At 38.7% G+C, this 22,803-nt stretch carries 32 protein-coding genes; 28 read left to right on the forward strand and 4 right to left on the reverse strand.

Annotated elements, in window-relative coordinates; all coding sequences use genetic code 11:
• Window positions 1–4: 4 nt before the first annotated feature.
• The 28 genes from dnaB to HMPREF1154_RS03760 all read left to right on the forward strand — a co-directional run bounded on the left by dnaB (window position 5) and on the right by HMPREF1154_RS03760 (window position 20,864).
• Window positions 5–1,384 carry a replicative DNA helicase gene (gene dnaB, locus HMPREF1154_RS03625; protein ID WP_009641197.1) on the forward strand — a complete coding sequence of 460 codons (1,380 nt, stop codon included), beginning with the start codon at window positions 5–7 and terminating at the stop codon, window positions 1,382–1,384.
• A 1-nt stretch (window position 1,385) separates the two neighbouring features.
• Complete coding sequence (locus HMPREF1154_RS03630) at window positions 1,386–1,811, forward strand: hypothetical protein (RefSeq protein ID WP_009641216.1); 426 nt, start codon at window positions 1,386–1,388, stop codon at window positions 1,809–1,811.
• On the forward strand, window positions 1,795–2,103 hold the full coding sequence (locus HMPREF1154_RS03635; RefSeq protein ID WP_009641250.1) for a hypothetical protein: 309 nt from the start codon (window positions 1,795–1,797) through the stop codon (window positions 2,101–2,103). Before HMPREF1154_RS03630 ends, HMPREF1154_RS03635 begins: the two co-directional genes overlap by 17 nt.
• Window positions 2,104–2,115: 12 nt before the next feature.
• Complete coding sequence (locus HMPREF1154_RS03640; RefSeq protein ID WP_009641218.1) at window positions 2,116–2,406, forward strand: hypothetical protein; 291 nt, start codon at window positions 2,116–2,118, stop codon at window positions 2,404–2,406.
• Window positions 2,403–2,921 carry a MazG-like family protein gene (locus HMPREF1154_RS03645; protein ID WP_009641209.1) on the forward strand — a complete coding sequence of 173 codons (519 nt, stop codon included), beginning with the start codon at window positions 2,403–2,405 and terminating at the stop codon, window positions 2,919–2,921. The genes HMPREF1154_RS03640 and HMPREF1154_RS03645 overlap by 4 nt, the downstream gene beginning before the upstream one ends.
• Before the next feature lie 12 nt (window positions 2,922–2,933).
• Window positions 2,934–3,422 (forward strand): hypothetical protein, encoded by a 489-nt coding sequence (locus tag HMPREF1154_RS03650; RefSeq protein ID WP_009641191.1) that lies wholly within the window; start codon window positions 2,934–2,936, stop codon window positions 3,420–3,422.
• A complete protein-coding gene (locus HMPREF1154_RS03655) occupies window positions 3,419–3,982 on the forward strand; it encodes a deoxynucleotide monophosphate kinase family protein (RefSeq protein WP_009641192.1) in 564 nt (187 codons plus the stop codon). Before HMPREF1154_RS03650 ends, HMPREF1154_RS03655 begins: the two co-directional genes overlap by 4 nt.
• Window positions 3,979–4,266: a DUF4406 domain-containing protein gene (locus HMPREF1154_RS03660; protein ID WP_009641206.1), complete on the forward strand. Its 288-nt coding sequence runs from the start codon at window positions 3,979–3,981 to the stop codon at window positions 4,264–4,266. The genes HMPREF1154_RS03655 and HMPREF1154_RS03660 overlap by 4 nt, the downstream gene beginning before the upstream one ends.
• A 269-nt stretch (window positions 4,267–4,535) precedes the next feature.
• Window positions 4,536–5,255 carry a KilA-N domain-containing protein gene (locus tag HMPREF1154_RS03665; RefSeq protein ID WP_232211965.1) on the forward strand — a complete coding sequence of 240 codons (720 nt, stop codon included), beginning with the start codon at window positions 4,536–4,538 and terminating at the stop codon, window positions 5,253–5,255.
• Between the two features lie 153 nt (window positions 5,256–5,408).
• The gene (locus tag HMPREF1154_RS03670) at window positions 5,409–5,915 is read left to right on the forward strand and encodes a hypothetical protein (protein WP_009641174.1); all 507 of its coding nucleotides are present in this window, start codon (window positions 5,409–5,411) and stop codon (window positions 5,913–5,915) included.
• Between the two features lie 2 nt (window positions 5,916–5,917).
• On the forward strand, window positions 5,918–6,262 hold the full coding sequence (locus HMPREF1154_RS03675) for a VRR-NUC domain-containing protein (protein WP_009641246.1): 345 nt from the start codon (window positions 5,918–5,920) through the stop codon (window positions 6,260–6,262).
• A gap of 20 nt (window positions 6,263–6,282) precedes the next feature.
• Entirely contained in the window at window positions 6,283–6,528 is a 246-nt protein-coding gene (locus HMPREF1154_RS03680) for a hypothetical protein (RefSeq protein WP_009641236.1), read from the forward strand.
• Window positions 6,529–6,742: 214 nt separating this feature from the next.
• A complete protein-coding gene (locus tag HMPREF1154_RS03685) occupies window positions 6,743–7,783 on the forward strand; it encodes a DUF4417 domain-containing protein (protein ID WP_009641273.1) in 1,041 nt (346 codons plus the stop codon).
• A gap of 4 nt (window positions 7,784–7,787) precedes the next feature.
• On the forward strand, window positions 7,788–8,372 hold the full coding sequence (locus tag HMPREF1154_RS03690; protein WP_009641241.1) for a hypothetical protein: 585 nt from the start codon (window positions 7,788–7,790) through the stop codon (window positions 8,370–8,372).
• Window positions 8,373–8,520: 148 nt separating this feature from the next.
• Window positions 8,521–9,129 carry a hypothetical protein gene (locus HMPREF1154_RS03695; protein WP_009641178.1) on the forward strand — a complete coding sequence of 203 codons (609 nt, stop codon included), beginning with the start codon at window positions 8,521–8,523 and terminating at the stop codon, window positions 9,127–9,129.
• Between the two features lie 38 nt (window positions 9,130–9,167).
• Window positions 9,168–9,410 carry a hypothetical protein gene (locus HMPREF1154_RS03700; protein ID WP_034566872.1) on the forward strand — a complete coding sequence of 81 codons (243 nt, stop codon included), beginning with the start codon at window positions 9,168–9,170 and terminating at the stop codon, window positions 9,408–9,410.
• 62 nt (window positions 9,411–9,472) lie between these two features.
• Window positions 9,473–9,940 (forward strand): hypothetical protein, encoded by a 468-nt coding sequence (locus tag HMPREF1154_RS03705; RefSeq protein ID WP_009641255.1) that lies wholly within the window; start codon window positions 9,473–9,475, stop codon window positions 9,938–9,940.
• A complete protein-coding gene (locus tag HMPREF1154_RS03710) occupies window positions 9,933–11,231 on the forward strand; it encodes a PBSX family phage terminase large subunit (RefSeq protein WP_009641260.1) in 1,299 nt (432 codons plus the stop codon). The genes HMPREF1154_RS03705 and HMPREF1154_RS03710 overlap by 8 nt, the downstream gene beginning before the upstream one ends.
• Window positions 11,232–11,274: 43 nt before the next feature.
• Window positions 11,275–12,636 (forward strand): phage portal protein, encoded by a 1,362-nt coding sequence (locus HMPREF1154_RS03715; protein WP_009641190.1) that lies wholly within the window; start codon window positions 11,275–11,277, stop codon window positions 12,634–12,636.
• Complete coding sequence (locus HMPREF1154_RS03720; RefSeq protein ID WP_009641170.1) at window positions 12,636–13,631, forward strand: hypothetical protein; 996 nt, start codon at window positions 12,636–12,638, stop codon at window positions 13,629–13,631. The genes HMPREF1154_RS03715 and HMPREF1154_RS03720 overlap by 1 nt, the downstream gene beginning before the upstream one ends.
• Window positions 13,628–14,422, forward strand: a complete 795-nt coding sequence (locus tag HMPREF1154_RS03725; RefSeq protein WP_009641199.1) for a hypothetical protein — start codon at window positions 13,628–13,630, stop codon at window positions 14,420–14,422. Before HMPREF1154_RS03720 ends, HMPREF1154_RS03725 begins: the two co-directional genes overlap by 4 nt.
• A gap of 163 nt (window positions 14,423–14,585) precedes the next feature.
• Window positions 14,586–18,491, forward strand: coding sequence for a cell envelope integrity protein TolA (locus HMPREF1154_RS12975; protein WP_009641203.1), 3,906 nt, complete (start codon window positions 14,586–14,588; stop codon window positions 18,489–18,491).
• 36 nt (window positions 18,492–18,527) lie between these two features.
• On the forward strand, window positions 18,528–18,839 hold the full coding sequence (locus HMPREF1154_RS03735) for a hypothetical protein (RefSeq protein ID WP_009641271.1): 312 nt from the start codon (window positions 18,528–18,530) through the stop codon (window positions 18,837–18,839).
• A complete protein-coding gene (locus HMPREF1154_RS03740) occupies window positions 18,823–19,155 on the forward strand; it encodes a hypothetical protein (RefSeq protein WP_034566875.1) in 333 nt (110 codons plus the stop codon). Before HMPREF1154_RS03735 ends, HMPREF1154_RS03740 begins: the two co-directional genes overlap by 17 nt.
• A gap of 13 nt (window positions 19,156–19,168) precedes the next feature.
• Window positions 19,169–19,651 (forward strand): phage holin family protein, encoded by a 483-nt coding sequence (locus HMPREF1154_RS03745; protein ID WP_009641242.1) that lies wholly within the window; start codon window positions 19,169–19,171, stop codon window positions 19,649–19,651.
• Window positions 19,652–19,742: 91 nt separating this feature from the next.
• A complete protein-coding gene (locus tag HMPREF1154_RS03750; RefSeq protein ID WP_009641217.1) occupies window positions 19,743–20,171 on the forward strand; it encodes an N-acetylmuramoyl-L-alanine amidase in 429 nt (142 codons plus the stop codon).
• A 16-nt stretch (window positions 20,172–20,187) separates the two neighbouring features.
• Window positions 20,188–20,346, forward strand: coding sequence for an Acb2/Tad1 domain-containing protein (locus tag HMPREF1154_RS13480; RefSeq protein WP_009641214.1), 159 nt, complete (start codon window positions 20,188–20,190; stop codon window positions 20,344–20,346).
• Window positions 20,343–20,864, forward strand: coding sequence for a hypothetical protein (locus tag HMPREF1154_RS03760; protein ID WP_009641189.1), 522 nt, complete (start codon window positions 20,343–20,345; stop codon window positions 20,862–20,864). Before HMPREF1154_RS13480 ends, HMPREF1154_RS03760 begins: the two co-directional genes overlap by 4 nt.
• A gap of 32 nt (window positions 20,865–20,896) precedes the next feature.
• Here HMPREF1154_RS03760 and HMPREF1154_RS03765 read toward each other — a convergent pair whose 3' ends face one another.
• The 4 genes from HMPREF1154_RS03765 to HMPREF1154_RS03780 are packed head-to-tail and all read right to left on the reverse strand — an operon-like array spanning window position 20,897 to window position 22,567.
• Window positions 20,897–21,097, reverse strand: coding sequence for a hypothetical protein (locus tag HMPREF1154_RS03765; RefSeq protein ID WP_009641173.1), 201 nt, complete (start codon window positions 21,095–21,097; stop codon window positions 20,897–20,899).
• Window positions 21,094–21,471 (reverse strand): hypothetical protein, encoded by a 378-nt coding sequence (locus tag HMPREF1154_RS03770; RefSeq protein ID WP_034566882.1) that lies wholly within the window; start codon window positions 21,469–21,471, stop codon window positions 21,094–21,096. Before HMPREF1154_RS03770 ends, HMPREF1154_RS03765 begins: the two co-directional genes overlap by 4 nt.
• A 15-nt stretch (window positions 21,472–21,486) precedes the next feature.
• Window positions 21,487–22,047 carry a hypothetical protein gene (locus HMPREF1154_RS03775; RefSeq protein WP_009641278.1) on the reverse strand — a complete coding sequence of 187 codons (561 nt, stop codon included), beginning with the start codon at window positions 22,045–22,047 and terminating at the stop codon, window positions 21,487–21,489.
• Window positions 22,048–22,066: 19 nt separating this feature from the next.
• A complete protein-coding gene (locus HMPREF1154_RS03780; protein WP_009641177.1) occupies window positions 22,067–22,567 on the reverse strand; it encodes a hypothetical protein in 501 nt (166 codons plus the stop codon).
• Window positions 22,568–22,803: the final 236 nt, after the last annotated feature.

The raw sequence follows: 22,803 nt of genomic DNA on the forward strand, positions 1-22,803 counted from the left end.
TGAAATGCAAAATAAACAAATACCTAACAACCCTGAATTGGAAGAAGTTGTAATTGGCGGCATGCTCATGGAGCAGAGAGGAGTTACTGAATTTGTCGAGGTAGTAAAAGACACAAATGTTTTTTACAATCAAAAAAACGCAATAATCTATGATGCAATCCTATCTTTATACAAATCGTCTCAAGTAGCGGATTTAATGACTGTTAGTGATGCATTAAAGAAAATAGGTAAACTTAAAGACGTAGGAGGGAGTGCTTATCTTATTGCTCTTACGGAAAGAGTATCATCATCAGCAAACATGCAATATCACGCGTTGATTCTTATGCAGTTGTATGTGAAGAGAAAGAGTATTGATGTAGGTTGTCAGCTTATAGAGCAATCCTATGAAGATGATACTGATATTTTTGAGTTATTGGATTATTCCTACAAAGAGCTTGATAAAGTGTCTGATTGGTTGTCTATCAAACAACCCAAGGATATAGGAGATTACTTAACAGAAGTCCTTAAACCCAAATCTGAGCGTGCAGGCGTTCCTACTGCTGTACGAGACATAAACCTTAAACTCAACGGCTACCAACCGAGTGATCTTGTCATTATAGCAGGGCGCCCTGCCATGGGAAAGACAGCATACGCTCTTAGTGATGCTCTGCATCAAGCACGATTAGGCTACCCTGTAGGGATATTCTCCCTTGAAATGAGTGCAAGACAACTAACGGCAAGGCTCTTTGCCAATTACTCAGGGATAGATAGCAACAAGTTGGCTTTTGGCTCACTTACACAAAGTGAGATGGATGTCGCAGTAAGCCTCCGTCCTTCTTTCAATAAACTGCCCTTGTATATTGATGATGAACCCTTTCTTACACTACTATCTCTAAAAATCAAAGCAAAGAAGTGGGTAAGGGAAAGAAAAGTAAAAATCATTTACATTGACTACCTACAACTCATTAGTAACAACCAAAAGGGCCGCACACGAGACCAAGAAATTAGTGAAATATCCCGTACCCTCAAGGGGTTGGCTAAAGAGTTAGACATACCAATCATTGCCTTATCCCAGCTATCCCGCGGGGTCGAGACACGAGCAGATAAGCGACCCATGCTTTCAGACCTCAGAGAATCAGGAGCCATAGAGCAGGATGCCGACAATGTACTATTCCTCTATCGTCCTGAATACTATGGCATACCACAATGGGAGGACGGATCACCTACCACTAATGAAGTGGAAGTTATCATTTCTAAATTTAGAAACGGCACAACAGGAGGAATAATTACGGGATGTCAGCTACAATACATGCGATTTTTTGAAAGAGGAGGGCAATATAACTCGTTCTTACAACAAGAAAATAATTTGCCAAAAATAGATCCTAAAAGTAACACACCTTTTTAAAATGAAAAGCACAAAATTTATAACAGAACTAAGAGCAAGGGGCTTGCAAATCACAGAGAAGGAAGCCAAATACCTCATGGAGATAGCCGTTGCTGATTATCGTGAAAATCAAGTAAAACCAATTCTAAAGCGGGAGTATATGGCGCATTATATGATTATGGCATTATCCTATTGCAAAGCTACCAGTGAATTACTTCACATGATTGATGAAAGCTATCCAAGGTTTAGACTTAAACAGGTATTTATGGAATGCAAGAAGAAAAACAACGAAGTAGTAGAAGAGTTTGAAAAGGTCAATAAGATAGACCCGCAGCTACTCAATGCTTTCAATGCATACGCAAATGATTTAACTGAGATAATGTATTTACACATGGACGACATTAATAAAGAGAAAAGAGAACAAAAAGCAAATGAAAAAACAAACTAACACCCCATTAAGAGCCTTTGAGGTAGCCGTAGATAGGCTGCTTATGGAATTTTGTGAAAAGCACGATTTAACCTATGAATTTTCCGTAGGTAATGATAGTATTGACGTATTTAGTATATCTCATTTCTTCTTCAGCCTCTCGGATATATACTTTGACCTCAAGAGCAATCAACCCAATGGTAAAATCATAGAGTGGTACGATTATATCCTTGAGAATGAATTGAAGATTAACTACTATCACTATTGCATGGGCTTGAGAAAGGAGCAATTAAGTAAAATGCAAAACGATTAAAATTTATAGTAGATGAATTTACACCTTACACTCAAGAAAAACTGGTTTGACCTTATTCTCTCAGGAGAGAAGAAGGAAGAATACCGAGAGATTAAGCCCTATTGGGAAAAGCGGCTTATGGGAAAGAAATATGATAGGATCATCTTTCGCAATGGGTATACTACCAATGCCCCACAATTTACAATGAAACTAAAAAGTATCACCCAAGGCATAGGAAAGAGCGAATGGGGCGCAGAAGAAGGCAAAACATACTTTGTACTTAGTTTAGGGGAAATTATTAACATTAAAAATATTGACAAATGAAAACAATCCAAGAACTCGTCCCACTTATTCAAGAGTGGGCAAAAGAAAGAAAAATCTATGAAGAGCTAACGCCTTTTGACCAACTCCTTAAGACACACGAGGAGGTTGGCGAGCTTATCAAAGCCTGTTATGACAATGACAAGCCAGCTATCCAAGATGCGATAGGTGATGTACTGGTTACCCTGATTAACTACTGCTATAAGGAAAGAATAGATGTATTAGAGCAAATCAATGATGTTTTGAATTTTGAAAGAAAGCGAGCAGATAGCAAAGTAGTGTTAGCATTAAGCATTCAAGATAGTTTAACTCGCCTAATGAACGCTAATTTTAGATTATTAGGGATAGGAGGAGAAACGCCCTTTTTATATTTTTATGAAATCATTACTATGACTGGTTGTTTAGATGATATAGCTTTCTTAGAGAACACCTCTCTTGAGGAGTGTATAAACATTGCCTACAACGAAATCAAGAACAGAACTGGAAAAATGATTAACGGTAAATTTGTGAAAGATTAATTAAAAAAGAAAATGATGCAATTTATAAATAATACAGGCGCCGTAATTAAAGAGCAAATTAACTTAGGCGACATTGATAATTTGGATATTGATGATTTGTTAAAAAACAACACTAATAACAAGAAAATGGAAAATAACAAGCGCCCCACTTGGCACATTCCCTTGAATATTATCAAAGAATTAAAAGCAATAGGATTCGATAAAGGAAGTGTAATCTCTTATTCTGTAGGTACAGGTATTACAGCAATTAGAAAAGAATTATACCCTTGGGAGCAAGTCTTTGAGTGGTTCAGAGAAGAGGGCTTGTATGGTTTTATTCTTTTTGACAATACTTATCCTAATTCAGAAAGAGAAACATTCTCTTTTGAGATTAGAAAGATTAATCGGGAGCTAATATATAGTTCTGAAAACAATAGTACAGATGAATATAATAGCTATGAAGAAGCCCGAGAAGCCCTAGTAAAAGCACTCATACAAACCTATAAAAACGAACAACTATGAATAAGAAACTTATCGTCCTTTCAGGAAAGAAACGAGTAGGCAAGGACACCGTGGCCAACCTTTTCAATGACTACACCCAGCGCAAATACGAACTAAGAGCATTTGCCGAGCCTGTCAAAGAGATAGTATCTCAAGCAGTAGGAACAAACTCATACAGATTAGACCTTTTCAAAGAAAGCCGATTAGTAGATGTCAATGGTATATCGAGCAACCTAACCATAAGGGAGCTGTACCGAAAGACAGCCGACTTTTACAAAGAACTCCTCGGAGAGAATATATTCGCTAAGCTGATGTTTAGACGATTGGCTTATGAGAATTACGAATTTCCAAGGGTGATTATCACAGACATGCGCTTTAAGGTAGAATACGAACAAATGAAACTACTTGACCCTGTATTTATCCGTGTGAAATGCAGAATGGGCAATATGGATACCCACCCCTCCGAAATAGACCTTGACGATGTGCCTGATAGTGATTTTCACTTTATCATAGACAATACATGCACACGTACCCAACTCAAGGAGCAAATACAAGCAATAGTCAAAAAGTTGAGAATATGAAAATATATCTATCAGGCAAAATCAGCGGGACAGACCTTGACTATGTACGTCGACTATTTGACAAGGTAGCCACAACCCTCCGAGCATTAGGTCACGAGGTTACCAACCCTCTCTGTAACGGACTTTCTGAAACAGACCCATGGGAGGAGCATATAGCCAAAGACATCATCAACCTTATGGATTGCGAGGGGATCTATATGCTACAAGGTTGGGAGGATAGCCAAGGAGCAAGAATTGAGCATGCTGTAGCTAAAGAAATAGGGCTAAAAGTGATGTATGAATAATCATTAGCGGCCAGTGCTTTCCTTGTAATCACTAGTCGCTAATCCTTAAATTAACAAAATATACTTGCTTTTGAACGTGCATTTTATACCTCTTTTTGTATGGTCAAAAAATTAAAATCGTGTGACATTTGTCACACGTTTTCAATAAATTAAGTTGATAATTTGCATGGATAATTCAAATATATTTTGTACCTTTGCATTTTAATTAATATTAACAATTATACATTGTATTTCAGATTATGAAAACCAATCAAAACATGATCCGTAAAATGGGAAACTTTGAGGTTATCCAACGCACCAAAGACGGATTTTTTAATGCAACCGCATTATTAAAACAATGGAATAATGCCGTTGAAAATCAGAAGGTTTTAAATACCCAGAATTCTGGGTATTTAAAAAATAGCACTGAAAATCAACAAGTTTTAAATACCCAGAATTTCCCCTATGTAAAAAAGAAAGATATTGACGATTTCTTTTTAAACAAATCTACACAAGAATACATTCAAGTAATAATACAAAAAGAAAACTTAAACACTGAAGCATCTGTGTATTTAAAATCGCGAGGCAAATATAGTGGAGGTACTTGGATGCACCCTATGTTGTTCATAGACTTTGCTATGTGGCTTAATCCTTATTTCAAATATGATGTATTACGATTTGTATCTGATGAAATGATTAAGTACCGAAACCTTGCAGGAGATAGCTACAAAACATTAGCTTCGCACGTGGCAACCATCGTTCCTAAGCCTCTTATGCCTATGGCAATGAAAAAGATAGCGCAAGGATTGAACTTTATTGTTTTTGGGGACCACAAGCACGCTATGCGCAACGAGGTAGGAGAAGAAACAAAACAATTGGAGCTTTTCCAACTACAACAGAAAGTTGCAGACCTTATAGGAGACGAGTTTATAAAGTCCTTTGACGAATTGATAACCTACCTCCGTAAGCTATACGGAAGAAAATACACCCCTAAAGCCTTAATAAACTAACTACAAAGCCGCCTAATGACAACAAATGTAATAACACCTAAGATAAAGAACAAAAACAGCAGGCAGCTAACAAGGAGTTTTCGTATAATGAGAGCCTTTCTCCTTATTAAGTTTGCTCACTTATATAGTCAGCGATGCCTATATCAATCCCTGATGAAGTCAAAGAATGACTATCACACAGCCGAGAATATATCCAATATGATAAATGATATATTCGGAGGTCAAACCTCCCCTCAAGATTTTATATGTGATAAGAATGAGATAGCAGATAAGTGTATTAACCTAACAGAGGAGATGAAATCATACGAAGGGGTACTAAAAACACTAAACATTGATCCACAAGATGTATATGCTTTTTGTGCTGATGTAGAGTACAACAACTCAGTACCATTATTCAGATGTTACGGGCAAATTGCTATGTATGTAGTGAGATATATAGAGGATTATGACTTAGGAATGATAACCAAAGATGGAGCCTTAGAAAATATAAAGCACCTTAAAGGGTTTGAATTTGCTCCTAAAAACTTATCTATGGTAACTCGTAAGATAGTAATTCAAGTAGAATCCGCCTTTGGGTTTGTCTTTTTAAAAAGAAATATAAGACAAAGCAAAAAAGAGTACAAAGGCAAAAAAATTAAATGGACAATAAAAATCACCTAACCATGTACCAAGAAAGCCAACTTCAACAAATGTGCGTGCGCTATTTCCGATACAAATACCCGCAGTACCTTATCTATGCCGTTCCTAATGGTGGATTGCGCAACAGTGCAGAAGCCAAACGCCTCAAAGAAGAAGGTGTTCTGGCGGGAGTGGCTGATTTAGTAGTAATGCTCCCCCAAGGTAAAAGCCTGTATATCGAGATGAAAATCAAAGGGAATAAACAGACAGAGCACCAAAAAGCCTTTCAACAAAAAGCCGAGGAACTCGGATATAAGTACTATGTATGCTACAGCTTTGACCAGTTCAAGGCGATCATAGAAGAGGAACTAACCACCACTGACAACTAACAACTGATAACTGATATACCATGCTTGAAAAGATAAAAACAGCCATAGAAGACACCACGGACGAGGCTATAAAGAGCCGCACAATTTACCTCAAGCTATTTTGCGGCTTGGCGTGTAAGCACTCCCTATCCTCACAAAAGGATATAGCCGCTTTCTTAGGGATTTCCCCCGCAAGCGTGGGTTATTACCGCAAGGAACATAGCAGTATGCTAATGGTTACCGAGTACCAAAAGCTATACCAAGCCGTGGAAAAGAAGATATTATAACGTTCTTCATTCGTATTTTTGATGTGTTATTCATTGCACCACTCCTAAATCAGGAGTGGTGTTTTTTTATTCTTGTCTTGCTCGTACTGCTCCTTTTGTTGCAAAGTATCAGAACAAAAAAAACACAAAGAAAATACAAAGAAAAAACAAACGACGATAACAGCCCTTTGCGACCTATATCGTACCTTTGCCTTGATAATTAAGGCAAAATGGCATGGAAAGCAGAATAGGTAACCTCATTGATATTGATTGGAGAAATAACCTACACGACCTCCAACCTGAAAATATAAAAACTCCCACCAACTTAAATTTTCTCAAGGAAAGCCTCGTAAAACATGGCTTTGCCTTGCCTTTTGCTGTATGGAACGACCAAGGCAAATATTATTGCATTGACGGACATACACGCAAACAAGTACTATCCGAACTTGTCAGTGAGAGGGTAAGTGTCCCTACTCATCTAAAAGCCTTTGAGATATTAGCCAAAGACCGCAAAGAAGCAGTAGAAATACTCCTTGAAGTCTATAACCAAAAACACAATCCTTTTGTCAAAGACACTCTTACAGAGTGGGTAAAGGTAGAGGAGGTACAGGTCAATATTGAAAGCCTTCATGTAGAGACCCTATCAGAGCAAGACCCTAACGATATAAATATCAAACAAGAAAAGAAAGTTTGGGTACCTGATTGCCTTTTTCCCTCTAACAATCCCTATGATATTCCTACATTGTTACCTCATACACAGCCTATTTATGTAGATGTCCCTTTGCGCCCATACGGAGCTGAAAAAAGGAGTAAGCAAGGCGTGGGTACTTATCATTTTTACGTTGATGATTACCGTTTTGAGGCTATTTGGGACAATCCCTCAGCTATCATAGAATCAGGGTGTAAGAATATCGTTGAGCCTAATTGTAGTTTATACGAAACTACCCCTATCAGTTATGGGATATTCCAAATCTACAAAAAGCGTTGGATTGCTCGTTTCTTACAGGATTACAATATAAATATATTCGTTGATTTGAACGTAACAGAGAAATTTGCCTCTTATAACAGAATGGGCATTCCTGAAGGTTACAACGCTTTTTTTACTCGTGGTTACGAATCACGCCTTAATAACTTAGAAAAGGAACTTGTCATCGCTCAGGAAATATCAGGACTTGACAATCCGAACCTTGTTGTATATGGAGGGGGTAAAAAAGCCAAAGAGTTTTGTTACAAGAAGAACCTAACTTGTATCAGTGAAACCACCTTAGATATATGATCCTATGGGCAAATCATCAGGCGGAATTAGGAATGCTAACAAGCCTAAATCAAAAATAAGTAAAGAGAGTAAGGAGGAGGCAAGAGAACGAGAATTACAAAAGCTCAACGCACCCTACAGGGAGATATACAAAGCAAAGAACGGAGCCTCAGTATCGGTAAGCCCTTATGCAGATAGAAAGGACTTACAAGAGAATATCACAACCGCTAAGGTAATAGCCGACGAATTAGGAGTAAGTGTAAAGATACGCCCACACTTGATTTTAGAAGGTTATAAAAATCCAGAATATGAGATAAAAGGGCTTAAAGCAGATAGAAAAGATACCAGTTCCTATAACGGAATAAAGAAAAACTTAGAATATGCAAAAGCACAAGGGATAGAAGCTATTGTTTATGATATTACAAAGTTTAAGGAATGGACACCTAATGATATTGCAAGAAATTTAAAAGGTAAGATCTTAAACTATAAAGGAGCTGATTTTTTAAAAGAAGTGTTTTTTGTCAATAGCTCAAAAGCTGTTTCGTTTGCTAAACAAGATATATTAGATAACTATAGTTCAGTAGTTAATAAGATTGAAAAATTGCAATAAAAAAGCTCTAATAAGAGGGTTTAATCATCTCATTAGAGCTTTAGTGGTAGCGGCAGGAGCGCCCTCCCCCCGCGGCTTGTAAAGGATAGCCTATTACGGCACAAAGATACAAAATATTTTTCTAACCACAAATATTTTTTTAAATAAAATGGGAAAATCATCAGGAGGCATAAGAAATGATAGCCGTAACGACATCATAATGCAAAAAGGAGGAGGTACACCCTCCAGCGTTAAGAATATAGGTAGTATCAAAGATATTACCGACAAAAAAGCTAATCGTGAGGTAAAGCGTGCTATATCAAAGTATCACTCACGAATAGGGCTTAATACTCGTGAAGTCAAACTGGCAGACCTAAAAAATGCTTATGGGATCGCTGTTATATCCAATAATTCAGGTACGGTGTACCTCAATCGTAAATCATTCAACAACAGCAAAGCCATGGTAAAATCCAAGAAGGAAGAATACAAAGCAGGGCTAAAGGTTAAAACCAACAAAGCCATTCAGCATACCACTATACACGAACTGGCTCATACCACTTGGACAAATAGACATACAGGAGACAAACACAAGAAAGCGGGTAAGGAGATAAAAGCCCTCTATAAACAATACACCAAAACAAAATCTAATGTATTAGGAGGGTATGCACGCCAAAATGTCAATGAGTTTTATGCTGAAGGAATGAGCAAAGCTATATTAGGCAAAAAAGACCCCTACTCTAAAAAGCTATTGGAAATCACCAAAAAGTATAAGTTGTAATACACTCGCTATATGTAATCCCTTAAATAGAACAAACAATGATTTTAAAAAAAGACATCTTAAACAGAGCCTATCAAAGACATACCCAAATGGGAGGAAAAGCAAAATCTGTAGAAGCATTTGCGAAATTAGTAGTAGCAGGGCTTAACATTATTCAGGCAGAGGAGGAAGAAAACGAACAAGGGCTTTTCATCTCTCACATCTATTCTGAAAAGGAACAAGAACAACTATCAGCAGGTATTGACTATAAAAACGAATTAGAAGAGGAAACAGACGAATAATGACAAACACTCCGAAAAATAGACAAACATGGATACTTGACTCTCTGAAAAGCGAGCCGAGTTTGTCATATTCGGAAGTGTGGGGTAAATATGAGGTAAAGTGGGGTAAGGGTAAAACTACCTTTGATAAAGATTGGAAACAAGCTCAAATACAGCACCAAGAATATCAAAAACAAGCCCAGCAGGTCAAGTTAAAGCAATCCCTCGCTACTGAAAAAGAAGCAGTAAAAAAGGGGCTTAAAACCAAAATAGACCGTATCACTATTTTGCAAAATCAGATTGACAACCTTTTAGAGCGATTGGAAAAAGGTACTCACCCACAAGAGATACGATCCCATGAAGGACAAATACAAAGATACGAACGAACCCTCACGCCCTCGGAGATAACAGCCTATAACCGTACCATTCGTGAGTTGCAGTCTGAAATATCCAAAATGGAAGGGGATTATATCAATGTAAATCAAGTAGAATTATCAGGCAGCATAGACATTGCCCAATGGCTCAAGAATAACAACAAGAACAATGATTAAGACCCAACCTGTATATGATCCTTTGTACTTGAACAAAGATAAGTTTATTATAATCCTTTCAGGAGGAAGAGGGTCGGGTAAGTCGTACAACGCCTCTACCTTCTTGGAACGCTTATCTTTTGAGGCAGGGCATAAGATCCTTTTCAGCCGCTATACCATGGTATCAGCTCATAGTTCTATTATTCCTGAGTTTGAGGAAAAGATAGAAGCAGAGGGCACACAGGCGTATTTCAGTATCACCAAAACAGCTATCAAAAACACCTTTTCAGGCTCTGAAATTCTCTTTAAAGGGATTAAGACCTCATCAGGTAACCAAACGGCTAACCTTAAGTCTTTGCACGGTATTACCACTTTCGTAGGCGATGAAATGGAAGAATGGCTATCAGAGGAGGATTATGAGAAACTAATCCTTTCTATTCGTCAAAAGGGGGTGCAATTGCGGGTTATCCTTATTCTGAACCCCTCCAATGCTGAGCATTTCATTTATAAGAAGTACATCGAAAAAACGCATAAAATAGTAAAGATTGACGGAGTAGAGGTGCAAATATCTACCCATCCCGATGTATTGCATATTCATACTACCTACTTTGATAATATAGAAAACCTCAATGAGCAGTTTTTTAAGCAGATTGAGGAGATAAAAACCCAAAGCCTCACACAAGCAACCGATGAACAAGGCAATTTCTCTCAATCTTTGTTCAATAAAACCAAATACGCTCAAAAAATCATAGGACGATGGGCTGATGTGTCAGAAGGGGTAATATTTACAGATTGGGAGATTGGTTATTTTGACACCTCACTCCCTTATGGGTATGGACAAGATTACGGCTTTTCTATTGACCCTGATACACTCATCAAAGTAGCAGTGGATAATCGCCGCAAAATTATTTACATTGACGAAAAGTATTATAACAACAAGCAATTATCCTCTGACGGACTTTATCAGCTCAATAGCACTTTGATAGATCACCCTGACGACCTTATCGTTGCTGATAGTGCCGAGCCTCGACTGATTGCAGACCTTAGAGACAAAGGGCTAAACATAGAGCCTTGCGAAAAAGGAGCAGGAAGCGTCTCAGCAGGTATAACCACAATGCTCAATTACAAGTTAGTGGTAACACCTGATAGTTTCAATGTGATGAAGGAGTTAAAAAATTACGCTTGGAATGACAAGAAAGCAGGTATCCCCATAGATAACCACAACCACGCTATAGATGCTATTCGTTATATCACTATGAAGCTGCTAAGTGGCACTAATAACAACTTATATCAACTCGCCTCAATGATTTAGCGGAGGCTATCCCATAAAAACCAAAGACCTAACACCTAAAACGATGACCCAAGAAGAATTTAAACAAGACGTATCTCTGATTGATACCACTACCTATCAAAGGCAGTATGATGTCAAAAAGCATGAGATATTCACCAATAAGCATAAGTTCCCAGATCCTGAAATCGTAATACCTCTTACGGACGAGGTAGGTAACCCCTTATTAGATAGTCAGAAAAAACCACGATTTGAAAAGCGTACTCGTTCCCTCAATCGTATAGGACTACCTTATCAAAAGCGTATCGTTGAAATCGCTACCATGTTTCAAACGGCTATCCCCTACAAATATACCGCAGAGGATAGTCCGCTCTTTGCTGCTTTTCAAGAGGTTATCAAAGCTAACAAAATGAGCTTCTCTGATAGTGCTATTTGTACAGAGGTCAAGCGCTACACCCTTGTAGCCGAGCTTTGGTATTTGGAGGAGCAGCCTAACGAACAGTATGGCGTACCTACTCAATACCTATTGCGCCATAAGGTGCTATCCCCGCTCAAGTACAAGCTATATCCACGCTTTGATGATAATGACAACCTTATCTCTTTTGCTATTGAAAGCACTACCAAGGACAATAAAAAAACCATATTCCAAGGCTTCACCGCTGATGAGATATACGCTTTTACCACAGAGAACGGCACCACTACCACAGAGGTAAAACCTAATATAATTGGCAAAATACCAGTAGTACTCTATCGTCAAGAAGAAACAGAATGGAATGCTGTACAGCACCTCATAGAGATAGCCGAGGTACAGCGCACCTATTTTTCTGAAAGTAACAAGAAGTTCGGAGAGCCTATACTAATGATCGCAGGAAAGGTAGAGGGTAAAATGGCTGTCAATAATACAGGGGGCAAGGTCTATGAAGTCAAGGACGGGGGTAATGTACAATTCGTGGTACCTCCTAATGCTAATGAAAATTTTGACCGTGAAATGAGTATGAATAGGCGTGATATACACGAGTTCACCCATACTCCAGACCTTTCCGATGAGTTCTATGCAGGCAAAGGCAATATGCTGTCAGGAGTAGGGCGCAAACTCGCATGGCTACCCGCTCACCTCAAGGTAAAGGATAACGAAGCTATATTTATCCCTGCTCTACAAAGGCGTATCAATATCATTTTGGCTTTCCTTTCCAAGATGTATATCCCCTTTGAGAAAGAACTCAAAACCATAGACATCACCCCTATCATCACCCCATTTGATATTGACGATGATACCGAGATGATACGTACCCTTATGGAAGCCAATGGAGGAAAACCGCTACTCTCTCAACGAGAAGCCATGCAACGCTTTGGCATTACAGACCCTGAAGCCCAATTACAGCAAATCAAAGACGAGGAAAATAGCAGCCTCAATGAAGCAAGTATCTAATGAACTACGATGAGCAACATAGAAAGCACCTAATAGACTACCTACAACAGATAGAACGATTATTCTATCAGTGGGTAGGCTTTTCTGTGTCCTTGGCTCTCAAAACAGATTTCCGAGAGCTTGTAACAAGCACCCTATTTGCCTTTGCAACTACCAAGAAAGGAAAAGCCTTTGAAAAGGAATTAGCTAATTTCAGCAACCAATTAGACCAAATCATAAAGCAAGGCATTACCAAAGAATGGGCTTTTGCGAACCTCAAGCAGGATAAGCTACTAAGGGAAGGACTAACCAAATATCAGAACTTAGAAGCCCTTGAAACATTCAAAACGCGTAAGATTAAAGATTTTACAGTCTCCAATCGGGTATGGGATATTGCTAAAAAAGCACAAAGTGAAATAGAGCTTGCCTTATCTGTTTCCTTGGAGGAGGGCAAAAGTGCTGTCCAGCTAAGCCGTGAGGTACGCAACCTTTTGAACAACCCAACGGCTCTATTTCGCAGGGTAAGGGACAAATACGGCAACCTAGTACTAAGCAAGAACGCGCAAAACTATCACCCTGGGCAAGGAGTTTATAGAAGCGCCTACAAAAATGCTTTGCGCCTTGCCAGTAATGAAATCAATGTAGCCTATAAGTCCGCTGATTGGTTACGTATACAGCAAAACCCTGATATTGTAGGCTTCGAGGTACGTCTATCACCACAGCACAAAGTATATGACATGTGCGACCAGCTCAAGGGTAAATATCCGAAATCTTTTCACTTTCACGGCTGGCATGTAGGCTGTAAGTGTCATATTATTACTATTCTTAAGACTGACGAAGAACTTATCAAAGAACTCAAAGCCGATGAAACCCTACCTCCTGAAAGCTCCTCTAATTATGTGGGTGATGTGCCAAGTAATTATAAGCAATGGGTAACAGATAACAAAGATAGGTTCAAGAATTGGAAAACAAAGCCTTATTTTATCGAGGAAAATAAAAAAGCAATAAAGAAATGAAAATTAACACTATTGACATACAAACTACTTATCATACCTACCTTTTAGAGGGTAATTACAAGGATCTGCTTTGTTTTCCTCCTCTCAAGAAACTACCCTCCAATGACTGGGCAGAGTATTACGGCAAAGAGTACGACACAGACGATCCTCAATTGGACAACCTCTCTATATCCTTGTCTTTTGTTACCAAAAGCGACCAATACGATACCTTTATAACCTTTCTATCTGCTCAAACCTATAATGATTTTCACTTTGAGGAGCTGGGCAAGTCTTTCCGATTGCGCTTTGTTGGAGTGAGAAAAGCAAAGAAAGAACAAGGTTATATCACCTATGAGGCTACTTTTGCGAATGATACCCCCTTGCAAGGTTATACCTATATTGCCCCTAATGACACCTTGCCCTCTTCAGGTTTTACGATTGACACCATAGACCTATCCAAGTATGGTATTTACCTATTGGAGGAGAACGAAAGCAACCTACTAAAGAGCTACGAGGTCAAAGAGCACCTAACCACTACCAGTAGCACCATTGCGGGGGTACAATATGCCGAATATCCCAACGTGTTTAAGGAACGCACCCTTGAGCTTCTTTGCTATATCAAACAGCCTATCAATCGCTTTTGGGAATTGTATGAAGCACTATTATACAACCTTTCTCTGCGAGGAGAACGTACCATTAATGCTTTGGGTAGTACCTTTAAGGCTATCTATCAAAAGGCCAATGTAAAAGAAGTGATACTCACAAAAGACACTTTGAGGGTAGAATTTACCCTTTACTTGGTGATAATATAAAAAATACACAAAGAAAATACAAAGAATAAACAAACTGTAATAGAGTGTATTTTTGCTCCAAAACGTACCTTTGCCTTGAAATCTGACAACTATGCAACTACACTTTAACAGCACCTATATAGACGTCCTCCCCACTGATGAGAGCTACAGATACCGATCCATTATGGGGGAGCATACGCTGAACCTATACTTTGCCCTATCTACTTACACCGAAATCCCTACTGGGGCATGGTGTGAGTTTCAAGGGGAACGCTATACACTCAATCAGCCTGCTAAAGTAGTGAAGCATAACAGCAGACACTTTGAATATACCCTTACCATGGACAGTGAGGGGGCAAACCTGAAGAATTACAAGTTTCGTAATCCAAATGATAAGACCCTCAAATTTCCTTTCACAGCATCTCCTCGCTACCATATTCAGATATTGGTAGATTGCCTTAATATGATAGATAGCGGTTGGCAGGTAGGCACCACGATTGAAGCTAATGAGAAACTTATCAGCTATAACCATAACAACTGCTTGGAGGCCTTGGACATGATAGCTAAGGCTTTTGAGACAGAATACGAGATTATAGGTAAGACCATACACCTCCACAAGGTAGAATATTTCAAAGACAATCCCTTGCCGCTCCAATACGGCAAAGGCAAAGGCTTTAAGACAGGTGTAAGCCGTACTACCGAGCAAAGTCGTATTACCCGCCTCTATGTACAAGGAGGGGAACGCAATATTGACCGCTCTAAGTATGGTAACAAGGAATTATTGTTACCCAAATCACAAGAGTACGTATATGAGGGGGTAACCTTTGTTTCAGACGACAAAGGGCTGTCTATAGCTATCAAAAACGCCCAAAATAACGGCTTTATTAACGAACAAAGCCTTGACCTTTCCCATATATACCCAAGTCGCAAAGGGACTATATCGGCCATATTTGAAGTGGATAGAGATAAACACTTCTACGACTTTGCCGACACCTCCATACCTCAAGCGCTGAACTTTGCAGACCTCCAAATCAAGGGAGAAAAAATGGTGATATACTTTGAAAGCGGTATGTTATCAGGGCGTGAGTTTGAGATTAGCCGTTACGAGCATGGCAGCGGCTACAACCATAGCACACGCCGTTTTGAGATAGTCCCCAAGGAAGAGGACGGCACGACCATGCCTAATGATATATTTAAACCTGCTATAGGAGACCAATATTCTGTATATAACATGCACTTACCTGCTGCCTATATTTGTGATGATAACACTAAGACGGGCGCCAGTTGGGAGATGATGAAGGAAGCGTGTAAGTATCTGTATGAAAACCGAGCAGACCTATTTACCTTTACTGGTGATTTGGACGGAATATGGGCAAAAAAGCGATGGGTCAATGTAGGTGGGCGGCTTAAAATGGGGGGATATATCAACTTTTCAGACAATGAGTTTCAGCGTACCCCTGTGGCTATTCGTATCGTAGGGCTTAAAGAGTATGTTAATAACCCATACAGCCCTCAAATAGAGTTATCCAACAAGGTACAAGGGCAATCCTTTTCCTCTGAAATACGCAAACTCCAAAATCAAGAGGTGTATTTTGGGGAGATGAACAAACAGACACAATCACTAACCAAACGCAGTTGGCGCAATGCCTTAGAGACGATCAAGCAGGTAGAAGAAGCCTTTCCTGAATATACCCAAAGTATCATTCCTGCCACAGTGCAAACGATGATGGCCCTAGTAGGTAACAAGGCAGGACAATTTGCTTTTGTTGCCAATAAGACCAACCCTATCACCGTACCTCATACCTTGTATTTTGATAGGAACAACAAGCAAATCAATGCAGGCAGTGGTTGGATTAAGCATTACACCATTGGCACCACTGACATCAAACCAAGCCACTCCGCCGCTGATTATAAGTATTGGTATGTTTCCTCCTTTGTATCAGGCAGGTTGGACGATAAGGCAAAGAGCTATTACCTCTACATCAAGGCCAATAAGGCTATAGAGACAGCCGAATTTGTCCTCTCCGAAACCAAGATTGGCATGGAGCAAGAAGCCGGTTATTACCACTTCCTATATGCCACAGTCAATTCAGAGTACGACGGAGAGCGAGGAATAGCTCAATTCAATGGCTTTACCGAGATTACAGGTGGGCAAATGGTAACCAATCGTATAGCTTCAGGTAACGGACAGCAGTTTATAGCACTCTACGACGACCGAATAGAGATAAACGCACACCTCCAAATCTCAGACAGCAACAAATTAGAGTTTAAACAGCTCGTTAATCCTGATTTGCAGTCATTGGAGAATAGGTTAAAGCAGTACTCTAATGAGCAGACGAACAATATACGAGTAGGGGGGCGGAACTTAATTCTCAATAGTAAAGAGGAACGATATAAAGAGTATAAAGGTATTTCAGAAGATTATATTATTTATCAATTAGCAGGAGGAACATTAGAAAAGAATACCACATATACGCTAACATTAGAATACAAGAGTCAAGATTTACGAGGTGTAGATTTGTTTTTTATTGCTAATGATTATTCACAAGCACCTAATAAAAGCGTACCAAATACAAATGGTGAATGGAAAAAAGAATCATTCACTTTTACCACGAATGACAAGTCACCAAAAGGATATATTCGCATTGATAACAATGGTAGTGATTTGGGTAATGTAACATCTAAACTATGGGTAAGGTTTGTTAAACTTGAAAAAGGAAATATTTCTACTGATTGGTCTCCCGCTCCTGAAGACTTAGAATCCTTAATACAAAAAGAACAACAAGCTCGCGAGCAAGCTATTGCTATAGCTAAAAATGCTAATGAAGCTTATGCACGAGCACAATCAGAATTAACTAAAGCACAAGCCATAGCAGAGGCAAATAGACGAGCGGGTATAGCGTTAACAGCAGAGCAACAAGCTCGTATATTACAACTTCAATTGAATTTGCAACAAGCTAAAACATTTGCCCAACAAAAGGTGAATGAATTAGATATTGGGGGTCGTAATCTCATTCTTAATAGTAAGAATGAGCGCTATAAAGAGTATAGGGGTATGGTAGAAGATTATATCTATTATGATATAGTGGGAGGTACTTTGGAAAAGAATACTACTTATACATTGTCTTTGGAATACAAAAGTGAAAATGTTAGAAGTGTAGAAATGTTTTTTATAAACGAAAACACATCTTTCGTTAGGAATAGAGATATTCCAAATACAAATGGTGAATGGAGGAGAGAAATAATGACTTTTACTACAGACCCTAATTTAACACCAAGAGGACACATTCGCATTGATAACAATGGTAGTGATTTGGGTAATGTAACATCTAAACTATGGGTAAGAAATATCAAACTCGAACGTGGCAATAAACCTACTGACTGGTCTCCTGCTCCTGAGGATGTAGAAAACCAAATCGCTAATATCAACTCCGATTTAGAGATTATCAGACAAAACGCTGCACGAATTGAAGCCTTAGAAAATCAGAATAAGGCTAACACAGACCAGCGTATCGGCAAACTTAACCAAAAGACTGCTTTCCTTGATGATACACAGATAGCAGGCAATGTGGTAGCCACTGGTACGATGATTGTAGGTAACACATTGGGCACACAAGCGGGTATCACTGGGGTAGGAAATGCTACTAATGAAGTACGCTTTTGGGCAGGTAGTGAGTTTGGTGGTAGGTATGACGCCCCTTTTATGGTGTTACAAGACGGAACCGTATATGCTACTAAGGCGAATATATCAGGAGAGGTTAATGCTACAAGTGGGAGTTTTACGGGTCAAATCAATGCTACAAGTGGCCTGATAGGAGGATTTACTATAAACTCAGACTATATAGGGAAAAAATATAATTTTTATGACCTACATGATGACTATGGGTGTTTTATGGATATAGGAGGGATGTGTGTTTGGAAGCGGCAATATAGCAGAGAATATGACATGAAAGTACTTGAATTTACAACATATGGATATTATTTCATAGGATTTTGGGTATATCCAGCTGGAAAAAATACCCCTATAAAGCATAGAATTATCTATAGGGATAGTAATAAAGACCAAGAATATATATACCCAAGTCATTAAACTAACTAAAAATCAACAACTCAAAAACTTTATAAAATGCAAATCATTCAACAAACAACGCGTATCAATGCGCAAGAAGAAGTACAAGGCACAATCGTGATGTACTCCTACGAATTTGAGAAAGGACAAAACCCTTATGTGATAACATTCACAGCCTCTCGTAAGGGCGTGGATAATCCTTATGGTGTTCCCATTCAAGGGACAGTAACCGAGAGTAGTTTTAACATAAACAACTCCAACTCTCAACCCTCGGATATTGAGCTGTACAGACATATTTACGATGTTTGTTTAGGCCTAATCAAAGGAGAAAGCAACGAAAAACCAAAAGACAATGGTAAGGAAAAATAGGTTTCTCGTGCCAAAAGGGTATAGGGCAATCACCCTATATCCTTTCATCTTCGTTCGTAACGATAGTGATAAGTACGATAAAGAGCTTATCAACCACGAACGTATTCACTTGCGACAGCAGGTAGAGACCCTGATACTCCTCTTTGCCATTTGGTATTTCCTTGATTTTCTTATCAAGCTGATACGCTATCGCAATTGGGATAAGGCTTACCGCAATATCATCTTTGAAAGGGAAGCCTATGCTAACCAAAGCAACCTCGACTACCTCAAGGTAAGGGGTATATGGTGGTTCACCGCTTATTTTAAAAATAATTAATAACAGAAAGTAAATGGAAAAAATATTTGTAACCCTATGGATACTCTTTGGTATCTACACTTTAGTACTTGTTATGATCTTGGCGGACTTGTGGAGCGGTGTTCGTAAGGCTCATCGAATGGGAGTTATGCGCACTTCCTACGGCTATAAGCGCACCGTGAGCAAGCTCGCCCAGTATTACAATGTACTGATTGCCCTCTCAATAGTGGATTGTATGCAGATGAGTACGATTTGGTATTTGGAAGCCTACTACCAATATTCCCTATGGCTATTTCCTTTTATCACCCTTATAGGCGCTATAGCCCTTTGCCTTATCGAGGTCAAAAGTATATACGAGAAAGCAGAAGACAAGGTGAGATTAGACCAAGCAGGGCAAACCATTAGTAAAATTGTAGTCAATAGAGACAATTTAGAAGTCGTAGTTAAGGCTATATCCGACTATATGAAAGAAAGTGACAATCCTAAAACAGAAGACCATGAACCAAACACAGCTTAATTTTATCAAAACCTACAAGCCCGTAGCCCTTGAAAGCGAGCGAAAGACGGGTATTTTAGCGATTTTTATTAATATTTAAAACCAAACCATCATGAAAAAAAGCAAACGTACCATTCATTACCTCGTTATCCATTGTTCAGCTACGCCTGATGGGCGTTCGCACAATGCGAAAGACATAGACCTATGGCATCGCCAGCGAGGATTCAATGAGATAGGCTACAACTATGTAATCCTCTTGGACGGCACAGTAGAGCTTGGGCGTGATGTCGACAAGATACCCGCTCACGTGGAGGGGCACAACAAGGACAGTATAGGGATCTGTTACATAGGTGGAATCGACAAGAATACTCTCCAACCTAAAGACACCCGAACAAAAGCTCAAAAGGAAGCACTCGGCAAGCTCCTCAAAGAACTAAGAGCGCTATATCCTGATGCCGTAATACAAGGGCACCGAGACTTTGCAGGAGTAAAAAAGGCTTGTCCTTGCTTCAATGCAAAGGAGGAGTACCAAAATATCTAATTGTAAATTGTTAATTATGACAGAAGTAAATGAATTAAAAAAAGAGTATGAAAACCTACTCGTTAAAGTAGAACAATTGCCACGTACAAGAGAACTATCCCTTGTTATTACGAAGTTGGAAGAAGGTCTTATGTGGCTTGAAAAATCAATCAAAAAAAGTCAAAGCAATGTATGAGAAAGAAATTGTACTTACTCTTAGCTCTTATGGTGCTTTTCGGTTGCAGGAGCAAGAAATCAAACCGAACCGAGCACAGAGAAGAGCAAAAGAGCGAAAGGAAGGAGGTAAAAGACAGCTCCACACGAGTAGAAAAAGCCCAAAAGGTAAGCACTTTTGACATTCAGCAGTCCCAAACCTATGAAATCACCCTTGAAAGTGATAAGGACAGCGTAGGTAACGCCAAGGAAGTAGTATATTATCGTATCAGGGACGGCGACAAGGAGACCATAAGAGTACAGGGCGGAAAGGTTACCCTTAAAACCATAGACAACCTTTCTAAGAGCTTGCAACAAGCTGATACTACTCTTTATATAGACAATAAGATAAGCCAAAAATCCGAGATACAAAGCCAATATACACAAGCCACTAAGCGGGTGCAGAAAGAAGTTAGAACAATTCCCTTTACCCTTATTATTGGCATTTTGCTGATAGGGGTGATTGCCTTGCTCTTGTGGAGATTGAAGTTATTTCGGTAAATAAGTAAGCCCTCGTAGTGAGGGCTTTTTTATTATACATTTTCTATCTGTTTCAACTTTTCAAGGTAATAATTCTTGAGGTTTACCAAATCTTCATCTGTGAATTTATTGCGACCTAATTGTAACCTTTTATGGGTAGTAGTAGATAAGGCCTTACCTATGGCAGCCGCAACCTGCCTATCTGATAGCTCTAATAGCTCAATGATATAGAGTACTTTTTCTTGTGCTGTCATAATCCTTGCATTTGTGTTAGTTCCCAATCAAGATATTCCTTGTACCATTGCCACGCATCCTCTATGAATTGCTCAACAGATATAATAGGGGCGTATATACCCCCTGTGCTTATTACGTTATTCTGAACAACCACTAATCTAAATTGCTCCAACATATCATACACATATAACCGCTGGGGCATGGCTCTGTAGGTATCATTGAGCCTTACAATCTCGCTGTTCTCCTCTATTACCATTATTAGGCTCATATAATGAGGGGAATATATGTAGGTAAGGTCATAATTAGGTACAATGGGATTGCACGCTAATAAGAACTTAGGTATAACCATGTTGGCTACCTCATATTTTTGACTAAAAATGTCGTCTGTATTCATAAAAATTGCCTGATGTTAAACAAATTTATATTTTGTCAAATGTAATCTACCCCCCCCGACTTTGAACTTACTGACTTTCTCACCATAATAATCAATAGGTTTGTCAAGTGTTATTGTAGATGCTTGATGCCCGTCGCAATCGTACTGATGAGCACTATACCCACATGTCATCTTAGGGAGTTGCCATACCCCCCAATTCATAGAATTGAGATACAATAATATTCTTCTGATATTCTCTAGATTTGCATCAAAAACTTTGCCCTCTTTAATTTCGTTTTCGAGTACACGAAAATCGGCTTCAAGGCTTTGTTTGGCTTGCTCGTTCTGCTTTTTTTTCTCTTGGTGTGCATTTTTGCAGAACTCGCAATACTTAGTATAAGCTTCAATTATGTTCTGCTCGGTAACATCTCCTTCTATATCAATACTGAATATAGGGAGAGATGTAAAGTTCTGTGATTCTACCCTTTCAAATGGTACCTCATTAACTCGTGGGTAACCTTGCTCTCTCTTTCTAAAAGTAACATTATCAGCTACAATGTAAGTGTAGCTTTTTGTTGTGTAAAAATCTAATTTCATTATTCTTGAATTTTAGTTGTTATACTTTATTGATAAATTCTTTTGCGCTTTCAAAAGTGAATTTCTTAGAATAAAACTCTTTTGAGTACTTTTTGTTTGATTTTAAAAAAACATAATAGTCTTTTAATAGCTTCTTGTTTGACTTCACAAAGTCAAGCACTTCTTGGCTGCCCTCTTTATTGGCTGATAACTTAGCCTTACTTGCTGCTGCCTTGCGCTCTGCTGCCTGCTCTCTTCTCTCTATCTCATTAGAAAGATTGGTTACATACGCTTCATTCTTTTGTAATTCGTATGCTATTACCCATAGTTGCTTATCTGAGAAGAAATCATTTAAGTTCTCAGTGATGATCTTATGAGCTAATGAACCTTGTGGTAAATATTCTGATATTCTATTTCTCTCTGATTGAGCAACCTGTCTGTTACTCTCTTCTATGTAATCACCTATTGAACTAATAGTAGATACACTTGGGTTAATGTAACTTACATCATTATAGATGTCCTTAATTGTAATAGTTCTCATTTTTTTGAATTTTATTTGTTATACTTCTTTCTTTTTGACACTGCAAAGATATGCATTATTTTTCATTGCGCAATGAAAATCATTATTTTTTTACTCTTTGATGTAGTTAAACTTTTCTTAATAGAAAAAGACAAACAAAAAACAAAAAAAACACAAAGAAAATACAAACTTTACACAAATCACTATAGCGCTTATTTACAAGCCCTTGCGTACCTTTGCGGTAAAACAAATATTGT

Source organism: Capnocytophaga sp. CM59, assembly GCF_000293175.1.
In the GTDB taxonomy this organism is placed as follows: Bacteria; Bacteroidota; Bacteroidia; order Flavobacteriales; family Flavobacteriaceae; genus Capnocytophaga; species Capnocytophaga granulosa.